Annotated in this window: 10 protein-coding genes; 3 read left to right on the top strand and 7 right to left on the bottom strand. The window is 65.6% G+C overall.

All coding sequences use genetic code 11. The annotated features are described in order from the left end of the window. Positions 1-83 precede the first annotated feature (83 nt). Together amrB and AAF563_10855 are read left to right on the top strand one after the other, a co-directional pair. Positions 84-1,472, top strand: coding sequence for an AmmeMemoRadiSam system protein B (gene amrB / locus AAF563_10860; GenBank protein MEM7121768.1), 1,389 nt, complete (start codon positions 84-86; stop codon positions 1,470-1,472). A 60-nt stretch (positions 1,473-1,532) separates the two neighbouring features. Continuing rightward, on the top strand, positions 1,533-2,345 hold the full coding sequence (locus AAF563_10855; GenBank protein ID MEM7121767.1) for an MBL fold metallo-hydrolase: 813 nt from the start codon (positions 1,533-1,535) through the stop codon (positions 2,343-2,345). A gap of 18 nt (positions 2,346-2,363) precedes the next feature. On the opposite strand, the gene asnB is transcribed toward AAF563_10855, so the two are convergent. From asnB to AAF563_10835, 4 genes are read right to left on the bottom strand one after another with little or no spacing between them, the layout of a single operon-like run. Further along, on the bottom strand, positions 2,364-4,127 hold the full coding sequence (gene asnB / locus AAF563_10850; protein MEM7121766.1) for an asparagine synthase (glutamine-hydrolyzing): 1,764 nt from the start codon (positions 4,125-4,127) through the stop codon (positions 2,364-2,366). Further along, positions 4,127-5,149 (bottom strand): glycosyltransferase, encoded by a 1,023-nt coding sequence (locus AAF563_10845; GenBank protein MEM7121765.1) that lies wholly within the window; start codon positions 5,147-5,149, stop codon positions 4,127-4,129. The genes asnB and AAF563_10845 overlap by 1 nt, the downstream gene beginning before the upstream one ends. Further along, the gene (locus tag AAF563_10840; protein MEM7121764.1) at positions 5,149-5,904 is read right to left on the bottom strand and encodes a glycosyltransferase family 2 protein; all 756 of its coding nucleotides are present in this window, start codon (positions 5,902-5,904) and stop codon (positions 5,149-5,151) included. The genes AAF563_10845 and AAF563_10840 overlap by 1 nt, the downstream gene beginning before the upstream one ends. Before the next feature lie 31 nt (positions 5,905-5,935). Next, positions 5,936-6,961: a glycosyltransferase gene (locus AAF563_10835; protein ID MEM7121763.1), complete on the bottom strand. Its 1,026-nt coding sequence runs from the start codon at positions 6,959-6,961 to the stop codon at positions 5,936-5,938. 110 nt (positions 6,962-7,071) lie between these two features. Between AAF563_10835 and AAF563_10830 the strand changes: the two genes are divergently transcribed. Continuing rightward, the gene (locus AAF563_10830) at positions 7,072-7,965 is read left to right on the top strand and encodes a folate-binding protein (GenBank protein ID MEM7121762.1); all 894 of its coding nucleotides are present in this window, start codon (positions 7,072-7,074) and stop codon (positions 7,963-7,965) included. Between the two features lie 137 nt (positions 7,966-8,102). Here AAF563_10830 and ppdK read toward each other — a convergent pair whose 3' ends face one another. From ppdK to AAF563_10815, 3 genes are read right to left on the bottom strand one after another with little or no spacing between them, the layout of a single operon-like run. Next, positions 8,103-10,754 carry a pyruvate, phosphate dikinase gene (gene ppdK, locus AAF563_10825; GenBank protein MEM7121761.1) on the bottom strand — a complete coding sequence of 884 codons (2,652 nt, stop codon included), beginning with the start codon at positions 10,752-10,754 and terminating at the stop codon, positions 8,103-8,105. A gap of 4 nt (positions 10,755-10,758) precedes the next feature. Then, positions 10,759-12,840 (bottom strand): glycine--tRNA ligase subunit beta, encoded by a 2,082-nt coding sequence (gene glyS / locus AAF563_10820; protein ID MEM7121760.1) that lies wholly within the window; start codon positions 12,838-12,840, stop codon positions 10,759-10,761. Then, the gene (locus tag AAF563_10815; GenBank protein MEM7121759.1) at positions 12,833-13,726 is read right to left on the bottom strand and encodes a glycine--tRNA ligase subunit alpha; all 894 of its coding nucleotides are present in this window, start codon (positions 13,724-13,726) and stop codon (positions 12,833-12,835) included. The genes glyS and AAF563_10815 overlap by 8 nt, the downstream gene beginning before the upstream one ends. Between the last annotated feature and the right edge of the window lie 48 nt (positions 13,727-13,774).

The following is a 13,774-nucleotide window of genomic DNA, read 5'->3' as shown; positions in this document are numbered from 1 at the left end:
CGCAACCGAGCCTCGGCCTTCCCACCTATGACCTTATGTCTATGTGGGTATTGCCCTGCGCGATGTCATGACGGACGGCGGTGATGACAGGCATCCGTGAACCTCAGCTTGCCGGGACCTGGTATCCAGGCGACGCCGGGGCGCTGGTCATGGCGGTCGACGACTATATCGCCAGCGCCGAGAAACTGGCACCGGAACGGCTGGATCGGCTGAAGGCGGTGATCGCCCCGCACGCGGGTTATCGCTATTCCGGCACCGTGGCAGGCAGCGCTTATGCCCAGGTCGCGGCGATCGGCGAACGCATCAGTCGCGTGGTGCTGTTCGGACCGTCGCACCATGTCGGCTTCCGTGGCCTCGCGGTCAGCGGCGCCGACGCCTATCGCACGCCGCTGGGAACGGTGCCGATCGATCGCGATGCCGTACGACACCTGACGGGCCTGCCGTTCGTCCGGCCAATGGATGCCGCCCACGTGCCCGAGCACAGCCTGGAGATCCATCTGCCTTTCCTGCAGCGCATCCTCGGTGACTTCTCGCTGGTACCAGTTGTGACCGGCGACGCGTCGCCAAGCGAAGTCGCCGAGGCCTTGGCGCACCTTTGGGGTGGACCGGAGACGCTGATCGTGATCAGCACCGATCTCACCCACTTCCTGGACTATCACACCGCCCGGCGCATCGATGCCGCGACATCCAGCGCGATCACCGGTTGCCGGCCGGACGCCATCGGCGACGATCACGCGTGCGGGCGGGTCGGCTTGAAGGGCCTGCTCGAAATTGGCCGCCGCCACTTCATCAATGTCGATGTTCTCGACCTCAGAAACTCCGGCGACACCAGCGGCCGGCGCGACCAGGTGGTCGGCTATGGTTCGTGGGCCGCGACGGATGTCCGCGATCCCGTCCATAAACTTGAGATCATCGCGCTTGGTCACCGTCGTGCGCTCAGGCGGCTGGCAGAGCAGGCCATTCGCCACGGTCTCTCCACCGGTCGAGAACCGGATGGGCCGTGGGACGACACACCGCCGGCACTGACGCGCGCTGTCGCCAGTTTTGTCACGCTGCGCAAGGCCGAGGAACTGCGTGGCTGTATCGGATCGGCCGAGGCGCACCGTCCCCTCGCCCAGGATGTCGCGGTGAATGCCTACAAGTCGGCGTTCCACGATCCCCGGTTCCGCCCGCTCGAGGAATGTGAGTTCGGCGACCTCACGATCGAGATTGCGCTGTTGAGCGCACCCCAGGCACTGAACGTGAACGACGAGGACGATCTGATCGAACGACTGACGCCCGGCATCGACGGGCTGATCCTGGACGACGGGCAAAAGCGCGCGATCTTCCTTCCGGCGGTCTGGCAAAACCTCACCGAACCTAGGGACTTTGTCCGCTACCTGAAGGAAAAGGCCGGTTGGAACGCCGATCACTGGTCGCCGTCGATAAACGCCCATACCTTCCGGGCCGTAAAAATCGCTGGAGCCGACTAGCCACCCGCCATGTTTCGTGATCGACTAAACCAGGAGCTGCGAGACGACCGGGGGGACAGCTTGCCGAACTCCGAGATAAGGGTCACGTTTTGGGGCGTGCGTGGCGGATTGCCCGCGCCTGGCGCGATGACCCAGGGATTTGGCGGAAACTCGCCTTGCATCGAAATGCGGTGCAACCGACGCTTGCTCATTTTCGATGCCGGCACCGGCATTCGCGCACTCGGCAAGGATCTGATGGCGCGATCCCCGGTGGCGGGCGATCTCTTTTTCAGCACCACGCGCTTCAATCACATCTGCGGGCTGCCGTTCTTCGCCGCCGCGTTCAACCCGGCCAACAGCTTTCGTCTGTGGTGCGGTAACGCGCAGCCGGAGACCTGCATCAAGGATGTGCTGAGCGGCCTGATGAACGACCCGATCTTTCCGGTCCCCTTGGATGTCTTCAACGCGGACCTCAGCTTCCGCGATTTCACCGACGGCATCGATCTGGATATCGGCGACGGCGTCACGATCGCGACCAGCAAGCTCAACGGCTGCCCGCCCGGCACCGCGTACCGTGTGACCTATGGCGGGCGTTCGGTGTGTTACCTCGCGGGCGCATGCCTGGATGACGAGGACACGGTTGAGGCGATCGTCGCGTTTGCCGGCGACGCCGACATGATCATCTTCGGCCCGCCCTTGATCAACGGTCAGTCCAAGGAATGCGCCTGGACCGCCGCGACACGGCTGGCGACCGATGCCCAGGTTTCGAAGCTGGTTCTCTCCGGCCACGCGCCCGAGGACGACGACGACGTCTTGAACCAACGCGAAGAGCATCTGGCGCACGATCACCCGGGCACCGTGCTGGCCCGCGAAGGTCAGGAAGTTTCCGTTTGAGATCAGAAGGCTTCCGCGTCAGGCGCGAAGCGCTTCTTCCACCGACAATCCTTGAGTCGCTACGCCATCGATGTGGCGGGCATGCCACAGTGCATAGAAGAGCAGTGTCCACGCGGCAAAGCCTGATCGCTTCTTGGCTGCCTGTTCGAACAACCTGACGACCTGCGCTGGATAGGCGATCGCCTCGATGGCCGGTTGCGCGGCGACCAAGTGGCCGATCTCCGCGCCGCGCCGGGCGATCCATTCACCGACCGGCACGGTGAAGCCGCGTTTGGCCGAGAACGCATCGGCGGCCGGCAATTCCCGATCGAGCCAGGAACGCAGCAGCCACTTGCCCTGGCGTCTGCGGATCTTCATGGCGTCCGGCAAGCGCCACGCGACATCGGCGACGTGGTTGTCGAGCAACGGCACCCGGCCTTCGACACCATGGGCCATCAGGCAGCGGTCGAGCTTGGTCAAGAGATCGTTTGGCAGCCAGTCCGCCATGTCGACGGCCTGCGCCACCTGCAACGCGCTGCGCCCCGGCTTTTTGAAGGCCTGCGCCGCCACGTCCAGCCCCATGCGCCACCCGGCATGACCGTCGAACAGAACTTCGAGCCCTTCGAACGTGCCCTTGCGCCGCAACTTGCCGCCACCCAACAGCCGGGGCCGCAGCATGCGGCGATAGCGCCCGTAACCGGCAAAGAGTTCATCGCCGCCTTCGCCCGACAAGACGACCTTCACGTCCTCCGCCGCCTGGCGCGCCAGTTTGTAGGTTGGCAGCGTCGCGTAGTCGGCGGCGGGGTCATCCATCGCGGCGGCAACGTCGGGCAACAGCGCCCAAAAGTCGTCCTCGCCGAAACTCACCTCGACATGATCGGCACCGGCGGCTGCCGCCACCTCGGCGGCATGGCGGCGTTCGTCGCGCGCATGGGGAATGTCGAAGCCGACCGTATAGGCACGCACCGGGCGGTCATCGAGACGCGCCATCGCCGCTAACACTGTGGAGCTGTCGACGCCGCCGGAAAGAAACATGCCGTAGGGCACGTCGGCGCGTTCGTGCACCCGCACGCTGTCGAGCAACGCGGCGTCGAGACGCTCCATGGCGTCTTTCTCGTCCCAATTGGCGCTGTCCAGTTCGGGCAGTGCGGAGCGGCGCAAGCGTTCAACGATGCGGCCCTGTTCGACGACGATCGTCTCACCGGGCAGGACTCGCTCCACATGCTGGAAGATGGTGCGCCGGCCCGTCGTAAACTGCATCTGCAGGAGCTCGCCCAGCGCGGCGTCGTTGACGGCGGCCTCGACCAGGCCGGACGCGACAAACGCCTGTGCCTCCGACGCGAAGGCCAGCCCCATCGCGGTCTCAGCGACATAGAGCGGTTTGATGCCAAACGGGTCGCGCGCCAGGTAGAGCCGTTCCTGCGCGCGGTCCCACAACGCGATGGCGTACATGCCGCGCAGACCCTTGGTGAAGTCGGCGCCGTCGCGCTCGAAGAGATGCAGCGGAACCTCGCAGTCCGACTGGGTCGCGAACCGGACCTCCGACAGGACACGCCGCCACTCCACGTGATTGTAGATCTCCGCATTGGCGATCAACGTCGCACCGCTCGGTCCCGTCATCGGCTGATCGCCGGTGACAAGGTCGATGATCGCGAGACGGCGATGGACCATGGCAAGGGGGCCGTTGCGGAACCGCCCCTCGCCGTCAGGACCGCGATGGGCAAGCGCACGGGACAACGCGTCCAGGGTTGCCTCGGGCACCTCCTCACCCGGACGGGCGAGCACACCGGCCAGGCCGCACATCAGGCGGTCACCGTGTTGAGCAGGTCGATGTAGTCGCGCACAACGACATCGCGCGCGAAGGTCTCGCGATAGGTGGAAAACCCCGCCTCGACAAGCTCGGCGGCAAGCGTCTGGTCGGTGAGGCAGGCGTTGATCGCCGCCGCGAGCGGCCGCGCTTGATCGACCGGCACCAGGAGGCCGGTCTTACCGTCCTCGATCAGTTCCGACGGCCCCTGGCTAGCCGCGGCAACCACCGGCCGGTGGTGGGCCCAGCCCTCCAGAACCACATTGCCAAGGGGTTCATGGCGCGACGGGCAGACCAGGACATCGGCCGCCGCCATCAATGCGGCGCCATCATCGCGCCAGCCAAGAAACCTGACCCGGCCTTCCAGGCCCAACGTGTGGACGTGGTCCTCAAGACGAGTCTGAAGCGGACCACTGCCGGCCAGCCAAAGCATGGCATCCGGCACCTCGGCCATGGCTTCAATCAGCACGTCGAATGCCTTGTTAGGGTGCAGCCGGCCCATGGCGAGCACGACTTTCATGTCGTCGGGGGTGCGCATCGACTCCTTGTCGATGGGAGGCTGCTCGTCGGCATCGACGAAGTTGGGCAGATAGTGGGTGCGCTCGGCGGGCCAGCCCTGACCGATCAGGTAATCGCAGATGCCTCGCGTGTTGCCGATCAGATGGTCGCAGCGCCGGTAGTACTTGAGATCATAGAAGCCGCCGAGCCGCGCCAGATGCACATAGGACCCGCGCGGGCACAGCGTGGTCGCCCGATTCATCCAGGTCAGCACGGCATCGGGCGCAAACTCTTTGACCGCGCGGCCATAGGCGAAACGCGTCGAGAGGTCGAACGGCCCGCCGAAACGCAGGCCCACGGTTTCGACCCCGGCGAGGTTCAGGGTTTCCTGACGCACGTCGTGGCGGCGGATGATCGCGCGCTGCTCAAGGCCGGCATCGGCCAGGCCGGGCACCAGGCGCATGAAGAATGCCTCGGCGCCGCCGACCTCCGCACCCGCCATCGCCTGCACAAGACGCATCAATCGCGCTCCAACCGCGCCTTCAAGTGCGAGATCAGCGGATAGAGCCCGGCGAACGTGGCGTTCAGGAAACCGTAGCCGCCCTCCCGGTATCCCTGGCGCGCGATGTAGCATTTGAAGAAACGCGAGTAGAAACGACGGACGTTGCCGGCAAGCGTGCCGATGTCGCCGCTCGCTCTCAGGTCTTGCGCGCGGGCGGTGGTGTAGCGGTCGAGCCGCTGGATCATGTCGGAGATGTTGCGGTCGACATAATGATCCATGCGCTCTTTCAGCCAGCGCTTCTCCCCCGTCAGAACAAGCGAGGGATGTATGCGGTCGTCGCCCCAACGTTTGGCGCCCGGCGAAAACAGACGCACCGCCGCGCTGACGCCCCACGATCCGCCCCAGCCATAACGCACGCGCCGCTCGCCGATATAATTGTCGAACGGCACGAGGAAATGGGCGGGCGCGGTGGCAGTCTGGATGACCGACGTGATCTCCTGGGCAAGCGCCGACGTCACGCGTTCGTCCGCATCGACTTCCAGGATCCAGTCACCGGCCGCGGCGTCCAGGCCGGTGTTGCGGCGCGGCCCTTCGATCTCCCACGCGCCTTCGATCACGTGATCGGTGTGGCGCCGTGCGATCGACGCCGAATCATCGGTGCTGCGATCCAGCACGACGACGATCTCGTCACAGAAGTCGAGGCAGGCAAGGCAGGCCTCAAGTTGGGCCTCTTCGTTGCGCGCCACCACAACGGCGCTCAGGCGAACGCTCACCGGATGAACGCTGCTGCGGCTGGTTGGCGCATCACGCCGCCATCGCCTCGATCTCGGCGGCGGCATCGTCCCAGGTGCGGCCGCGTTGCATCTGAATGGCGTCCTTGCTGCGCCCGCGATAGACGATGTCTTCCTTCAGGCACAGCACAGCGCAATTGACGAAGGCCTCATCGTCAGGTGTCAGAAAACCGCTGCGCCCATCGGTGATGCGTTCCTGGGCAGCACCCAGCCGGCGCGCAACACCGGGCAGGCCGGCGGCCTGGGATTCCGCAAGCGTCGAGGCGTAGACCTCGCGTTCCGCACCGGGATAGAGATGCACGCGGGCGCGGCGATAGACTTCCGCCATGTCGTGGTCGGCAAGCGGGCGCATCACCTTGACGCCCTGATCCGCGGCCGCCAGCGCCTGATCCAGCAGCGGCCGCAGAGACGGGTCCATGGTGCGATCCTGGCTGCCGGCATAGAGCGAACCGGAATAGATGTGCAGCTCCGAACCCTTGATCAACGGCTCTATCTTCGCGGTCCAGCGGTCGATCAGCCAGTCAAGGTCCATGCGCGGATGGGTCGTGACAATCGCGCGTGACGGCCAGTATCCGGCCGGCGCCTCGGATTCGAGGTAGGCCGGCGCCACGCCCGGCAGCACGACCTTGGCGCGCTCGTCCGGACCGTCCCAGGTCGCGCGATGGGTTGCGCCCATGAACAGTAATGGGGTCGCCGGGTGCCGCTCCATGGCCGCAGCCGCGTCGGCGCGCTTCAGGATGCTGGCGGGTGTCACCAACCACAGCATGCGGTGGCGCGCCGCGACCGTATCCAGAAGTTCGGCGTGGCGCAGTGCGATCAGCAGGTCGGCGGTCTCCGGCAGACCGTCATCGATCGGCCGCCAGGCGACGTCCGCACAGGTTATGGCCTGCTCGCACCGGTTATAGACGGTGACCGCGTGCCCCCTGCGCGCCAGCGCCTCGGCCAGATAGACCAGCCCCTTCTCCGGCCCGCCCAGCGGATCGTTGCGCGGGGTATAGCCGTCAAAGGCAAAGGAATCGTCGATAAGAACCACATCCATGGCGCGGTTTATAGGGTTTGCTGGCGCCTAAGTCCAAGGCCGACAAAACGTTGACTTGTCACGGCCGCCCTGGCCGACCACCTTATGGGTCGACACGGAGAGGGATGTCGATGACCGCTATCAAGACGATTGCACTGCCCGGGCGCGGCGTGCTGGGCGTGACCGGTCCGGAGGCCACCGCCTTCCTGCAGGGACTGATCACCAACGACATCGAGCTGGTGAACCCGGCGCGCGCCATCTATGCGGCGCTGCTGACACCCCAGGGCAAGTTCCTGTTCGATTTCCTGATCGCCGACGACGGCGACGGCGGCTATCTGCTGGAGACCGACAAAGAGCGCCTGGCCGATCTCGCCAAGCGCCTGACCTTCTACAAGCTCCGCAGCAAGGTCGAGATTTCCGACTTGAGCGACGCCTTGAGCGTTTCCGCCCTGACCGGCGACGGCGCGGCGGCGCGCGCCAAGCTGAATGCCGGTGCCGGCAATGCCTGGCGCTGGGGCACCTCGATGATCTATGTCGACCCGCGCCTTGCCGCGCTGGGTGTGCGCATGATCCATCCGGCGGGTGAAACGCCGGCCATCGTTGGCGACGCCGCCGGCACGGTCGATGACTACGAAGCGCTGCGCCTGGAGCTCGGCGTACCGGAAGCCGGGCGCGACGTGCTGATCGACAAGTCGTTCATCCTGGAAAGCAATTTCGAAGAGCTGAACGCCGTCGATTTCAGCAAGGGTTGTTACGTCGGCCAGGAGTTGACCGCACGCACCAAACACCGGGGCAAGATCCGCAAGCGCCTGTTCCGCATCGATGTCGACGGCGACCTGCCGCCCGCCGGCACGCCAATCATGGCCGGCAAGGCGGAGATCGGCGAAGTTCGATCAGGCAATGGCCGTACCGGCATCGCACTCATCCGCACCGACCGCCTGGACGAAGCCCGCGACAAGGGTGACGACTTGATCGCCGACGGCGTGCCGCTGACACCGGTCAAACCGGACTGGGTGAGTTTTTAGCCCATACGCACCACCACCCCCCTCACCCTTCCCTTTCCCCCAAAGGGGCGAGGGAACGTGGCAGTGACCCTTTTCCCCCCGCCCGCTTGCGGGAGAGGGAGGGACCCGACGCGACGCATTGGGAGGGTAAGGGTCCTTCAGCCCGCCTTCACCGCTGCCTGCGCCGCTGCCAGACGCGCGATGGGCACGCGGAAGGGCGAGCAGGAGACGTAGTCGAGGCCGATCTCCTGACAGAAGGTGATCGAGGCGGGGTCGCCGCCGTGTTCGCCGCAGATGCCGAGCTTCAGATCGGCCCGCGAGGCGCGGCCGCGTTCGGTCGCGATTTCGACCAGCTCGCCGACGCCCTCGCGGTCGATGCTGACAAAGGGATCGATCTCGAAGATCCCCTCGTGCTGATAACGATCCAGGAAGCGGCCTGAATCGTCGCGGCTGATGCCAAACGTCGTCTGGGTGAGATCGTTGGTGCCGAAGCTGAAGAACTCGGCGGTCTCGGCGATCTCGCTGGCACGCAGCGCCGCGCGCGGCAGTTCGATCATGGTGCCGGTGACGTAGCGTGGATCACCGCCGGTCTCCTGGCGCACCGCCTCGGCCACGTCATCGATACGCTGCTTCAGGATATCCAGTTCCTGGCGGGTCGCGACCAGCGGTATCATGATCTCCAGCAGCACCGCTTTGCCCGCTTGTTTCTCCGCCTCGACCGCAGCCTCGAAGATGGCGCGCGCCTGCATCTCATAGATCTCCGGATAGGAGATGCCGAGGCGGCAGCCGCGATGGCCGAGCATGGGATTGAGTTCACGCAACGAACCCGCGCGAATGCGCACGTGCTCGACATCAGCGTCCATATGACTGGCCAGTTCCTCAAGCTCCTGCTGGCTGGTCGGCAGGAATTCGTGGAGCGGCGGATCGAGCAGACGGATCGTGATCGGCAGGCCGGCCATGATGTGGAACAGTTCGACGAAATCGGCGCGCTGCATCGGCAAAATGCGGTCGAGCGGCGCGCGCCGACCGGCCTCGTCCTCGGCCATGATCATCTCGCGCATGGCGATGATGCGGTCGCTGTCGAAGAACATGTGCTCGGTGCGGCAGAGACCAATGCCCTCGGCGCCGAACTCGCGCGCCTTCTTGGCGTCATCCGGTGTCTCGGCATTGGCGCGCACCTTCAGCGAGCGCAGTTCGTCGGCCCAGGTCATCAGCGTCGCGAACTCCGGCGACAGTTCCGGCTCGATGGTCGGGATCTCGCCCTGGATGACCTCGCCGGTCGAGCCGTCGATGGTGATGGTGTCGCCGCGTTTGACCGTGACGTCGCCGATGCTGAACTGGCCGCCGTCGACATCGACACGGATATGACCGGCGCCGGTCACGCAAGGACGTCCCATGCCCCGGGCGACCAAGGCCGCGTGGCTGGTCTGGCCGCCGTGCTTGGTCAGGATACCGCGCGCGGCGTGCATGCCGTGAATGTCCTCAGGACTGGTTTCCGGCCTGACCAGGATGACCGCCTTGCCGTCGCCGCTCATGGCCTGGGCCTCGTCCGCGGTAAAGACGGCGATGCCGGAGGCGGCGCCGGGGGAGCCCGGCAGTCCCCTAGCGATCACCTTGCGCGGCGCGCGCGGATCGGGGACCGGATGCAGCAGGCGGTCAAGGTCCTTCGGGTCGATCCGCATCAAGGCACCGGCCTTGTCGATCAAGCCTTCGGCGACCATGTCGGTGGCGATCCTCAGCGCCGCCTGGATGCCGCGTTTGCCGCCCCGCGTCTGCAGCATCCACAGCTTGTCTTTTTCGATCGTGAACTCGACGTCCTGCATGTCGCGATAGTGACGTTCCAGCAGATCCTGGATGCGCATGAGTTCGTCGAAAGCCTTGGGCATCAGTTCCTGCATCGACGTGCCGTCGGGCTCGTTCAGCCTGCCGATGGGATGCGGCGTTCTGAGGCCGGCGACCACGTCCTCGCCCTGCGCGTTGACCAGGAACTCGCCGAACACCGCCTTGGCGCCGGTATCCGGGTTGCGTGTGAAGGCGACGCCGGTAGCGCAATCCTCGCCCATGTTACCGAACACCATCGCCTGCACATTGACGGCGGTACCCAGGTCTTCGGCAATATCGTGGATTGCGCGGTAGTCGATGGCGCGCTGGTTCATCCAGCTGTCGAACACCGCGTGGATCGCGCCCCAAAGCTGCTCGCCAGGGGCTTGCGGGAAATCCCTGCCCAGCGTTTCCTTGACCAGCGTGCGGTAACGCCCGACGAGATCCTTCAGCGCCTCGGCCGGAAGTGCGGCGTCCTCGAACACCCCCTCCTCGTCCTTGACGTCATCGAGGATCTCCTCGAAATCGCCGTGGGACATGCCCAGGACGACGTTGCCATACATCTGGATGAAACGGCGGTAGCTGTCATAGGCGAACCGCGCGTCACCGCTTTCGGCCGCCAGGCCTTCGACCGTGTCGTCGTTAAGGCCCAGGTTCAGCACCGTATCCATCATACCGGGCATGGAGACCGGCGCGCCTGAACGCACGGAGACCAGCAGCGGTTTTGCCGCATCGCCCAGCTTGCGGCCGACCTGGCTCTCGACAACGGCCAGGGCGGCGGCGACTTCGGCCTCGACGCCGTCGGGCAGGCTGCGCTCTTTCTCGAAGAACGCGATGCTGGCTTCGGTGGTGATGGTGAAGCCGGGCGGCACCGGCAAACCCAGGCTGGCCATCTCCGCCAGGTTGGCGCCCTTGCCGCCCAGCAGGTTCTTCATGCTGGCATCACCGTCAGCCTTGCCGTCTCCGAAGCCGTAAACCCACGCGGTCATGCCGTTAACCTTCGATCCTGGAGAAGTCGGCCACGCGGTCCAGCGCATGGCGGATACCCGATAGCAGACGCAGGCGGTTTTCGCGCAAGCCCGCGTCGTCGCAGTTGACGGTCACCTCGTCAAAAAACGCATCGACCGGCGCGCGAAGACCGGAGAGCGCCGCCATGGCATCGGCGAAACGTTCCTCGCCGAGCGCGGCCTCGGCGTGGTTCGCTGCCTCGGCTAGCCCGGCAACGACGGCCATCTCTTCGTCGGCCTGAAGCGCACCGGCGTCGACATCGCCATCATAAACGACCCCGTCTTTCTTTTCCTCGATCTTCACGATGTTGCCGGCGCGGCGATAGGCGGTCAGCAGGTTGGCGCCGTCCTCGCTCGACAAGAACGCGCTCAGCGCCTCGACCTTGGCCAGCAGGCGCACCAGGTCATCCTCGCCGCTTTCGGCGAAGACCGCGTCGATCAGGTCGTGACGCACGCCCTCGCCGCGCAGATGCACCTTCAGTCGGTCGGCGATAAAAGTGAGCAGCTCGGCGACGACGTCGTCCTTCGAGCGTTTGTCGTCGTTGGCCATCGGCCAGGGATAGGCGTCGCCCGCAGCATGAAAAGCCGCGGCAAGCGGCAGGCGCAGGTTGTTCTCGACGATCAGGCGGATGATGCCGAGCGCGCCGCGGCGAAGCGCATATGGGTCCTTCGAGCCCGTCGGCTTTTCGTTCATGGCGAAGAAACCGACAAGCGTATCGATCTTGTCCGCCAACGCGACGGCGACACTTTCCGGCGCGCTGGGGCAGGCATCGCCGGGCCCCTGAGGCGCGTAGTGTTCGGCGATGGCGGTGGCGACGGCGCCATCTTCACCATCATGGCGAGCATAGTACGAGCCCATCAAGCCCTGCAGATCCGGGAACTCGCCGACCATCTCGGTGGTCAGGTCAACCTTGGCGAGGTTGGCGGCGCGTGCTGCCTTTTCGGCATCGCAGCCGGGAATCGATTCGGCCAGTCGGCGCGCGAGCTTGATAAGGCGCGTTGTCTTATCGGCGACGGTGCCGAGCTTGGCGTGAAACACGACGGCACTCAGATCGTCAATGCGATCGGCAAGTGACCGCTTGCGGTCCTGATCCCAGAAGTGCCGGGCATCGGCCAGGCGCGCGTTCAACACGCGCTCGTTGCCGCCGGTGATCGTCTTGCCTTCATCGAGGCCCGGGGCATTGGCGGCGAAGATGAAACGCGGCGCCAGCTTGCCGTCCTTGTCGCGCACCGGCAGGTAGCGCTGGTGTGAGGTCATGGAACTGACCAGCACCTCTGGCGGTACCTCCATGAAGGCGTCGGTGAACGAACCCATCAACACGACCGGCCACTCAACCAACCCGGCGATCTCGTCGAACAAACCCTTCGGCGCATCAACAGCGAGCCCGGCATCCGTCGCCAGGCGCGCCGCGCCCTCTTCGATCAAGCCGCGCCGCTCGCCGCCGTCCAGCACGACCTTGGCGTCGCGCAGCTTCTTTTCGTAATCCGCAAACCCCGTCACCGATATCGCGCCGGGCGCCAGGAAACGATGACCCTCGGTTTCGTTGCCGGAGGTGACAGGGCCATAGGCGAAGGGCACGACCACGCCATCGAACAGCGCGGTGATGCGGTGCATGGGCCTGACCCAGCGTTCGTCGTGATCGCCCCAGCGCATGGACTTGGGCCACGGCAGCGCGACCATGGCGGCGGGCAGGATTTCAGCCAGCACCTCGCCGGTCACGCGGCCCACGCGCTCGATCACGGCGAACCAGCAGGGACCCTTGTCGGTATCGCGTTCGACCAGGTCGCCGACGGCGAGGCCGGCGGAACGGGCAAAACCCTCGACCGCCTTGTCCGGCGCGCCCACTTTCGGGCCCTTGCGCTCCTCCTTCAGATCCGGCTGGTTCTGGGCCAAACCGTCGATCACCAGGGTCAGGCGGCGCGGCGTCGCGAAGTGACGGGCGGGCTCGTGCTCCAGCCGCGCCTCGCCGAGCGCCTTCGTCACAAGCTCCGCCAGATCAGCCGCGGCGCGCTGCTGCATGCGCGCGGGGATCTCCTCGGAGAAGATTTCGAACAGCAGCTCAGCCATCGGCGGCCTCGTCCAGATGGCCACGGCTGGTCAGCCATTCGGTGGCGCAGGCGCGGCTCAGCGCCCGCACCCGGCCGATATAGGCCGCGCGTTCGGTGACCGAGATGACACCGCGCGCGTCCAGCAGGTTGAAGGTGTGACTCGCCTTGATGCACTGGTCATAGGCGGGCAGCGGCAGGTGCGCTTCGACCAGCGCGTGACATGCCTTCTCCGCGTCTTCGAAGTGGCGGGTTAGGGTCTCGGTATCCGCATGCTCGAAGTTGAAGGCGGAGAACTCGCGCTCGGCCTGCAGATAGACGTCGCCATAGCTGACGCCAGCGCCGTTCCAGTCGAGGTCGTAGACGTTGTCGACGCCCTGCAGATACATGGCGAGCCGCTCCAGGCCATAGGTCGCCTCACCCGGCACCGGGCGGCAGTCATAGCCGCCAACCTGTTGGAAATAGGTAAACTGGGTGACCTCCATGCCGTCACACCACACTTCCCAGCCAAGCCCCCAGGCACCCAGCGTCGGGCTTTCCCAGTCGTCCTCGACAAAGCGGATGTCATGCGCCAGGGGATCGATGCCGATCGCCTTCAGGCTGTCCAGATAGATATCCTGGAAGTTGTCCGGCGACGGCTTCATCAGGACCTGGAACTGGTAATAGTGCTGCAGCCGGTTCGGGTTCTCACCATAACGCCCGTCGGTCGGCCGCCTGGACGGCTGGACGTAGGCGACGTTCCAGGGTTCCGGCCCCAGGCTGCGCAGGGTCGTCGCCCAGTGGAAGGTGCCGGCGCCGACCTCCATGTCATAGGGCTGCAGGATGACGCAGCCCTGCCCAGCCCAGAACTCCTGGAGCCGCAGAATGAGCTGTTGGAACGGGAGGGCGGACCCGTTGGGCGCGGTCATCTCGAACCGTCTCCGTGAATGTCGTGGGGCATGTCCGCGTGCGGTTCG

It is taken from the genome of Pseudomonadota bacterium (assembly GCA_039028155.1).
Lineage (GTDB): Bacteria > Pseudomonadota > Alphaproteobacteria > SP197 > SP197 > JANQGO01.
The sequence above is the reverse complement of the archived record's forward strand: the minus strand, read 5'-3'. Positions and strand labels throughout refer to the sequence as shown.

What these genes read in the sequence shown, in the direction of transcription:
- amrB (MEM7121768.1), top strand. Translation starts at nt 84, where the DNA reads ATGACAGGCATCCGTGAACCTCAGCTTGCCGGGACCTGGTATCCAGGC.
- asnB (MEM7121766.1), bottom strand. Translation starts at nt 4,127, where the DNA reads ATGTGCGGCCTGGCCGGTGTGCTCGCCCGTCCGGGTGAGGAGGTGCCC.
- AAF563_10845 (MEM7121765.1), bottom strand. Translation starts at nt 5,149, where the DNA reads ATGCGTCTTGTGCAGGCGATGGCGGGTGCGGAGGTCGGCGGCGCCGAG.
- AAF563_10835 (MEM7121763.1), bottom strand. Translation starts at nt 6,961, where the DNA reads ATGGATGTGGTTCTTATCGACGATTCCTTTGCCTTTGACGGCTATACC.
- AAF563_10830 (MEM7121762.1), top strand. Translation starts at nt 7,072, where the DNA reads ATGACCGCTATCAAGACGATTGCACTGCCCGGGCGCGGCGTGCTGGGC.
- ppdK (MEM7121761.1), bottom strand. Translation starts at nt 10,754, where the DNA reads ATGACCGCGTGGGTTTACGGCTTCGGAGACGGCAAGGCTGACGGTGAT.
- glyS (MEM7121760.1), bottom strand. Translation starts at nt 12,840, where the DNA reads ATGGCTGAGCTGCTGTTCGAAATCTTCTCCGAGGAGATCCCCGCGCGC.
- AAF563_10815 (MEM7121759.1), bottom strand. Translation starts at nt 13,726, where the DNA reads ATGACCGCGCCCAACGGGTCCGCCCTCCCGTTCCAACAGCTCATTCTG.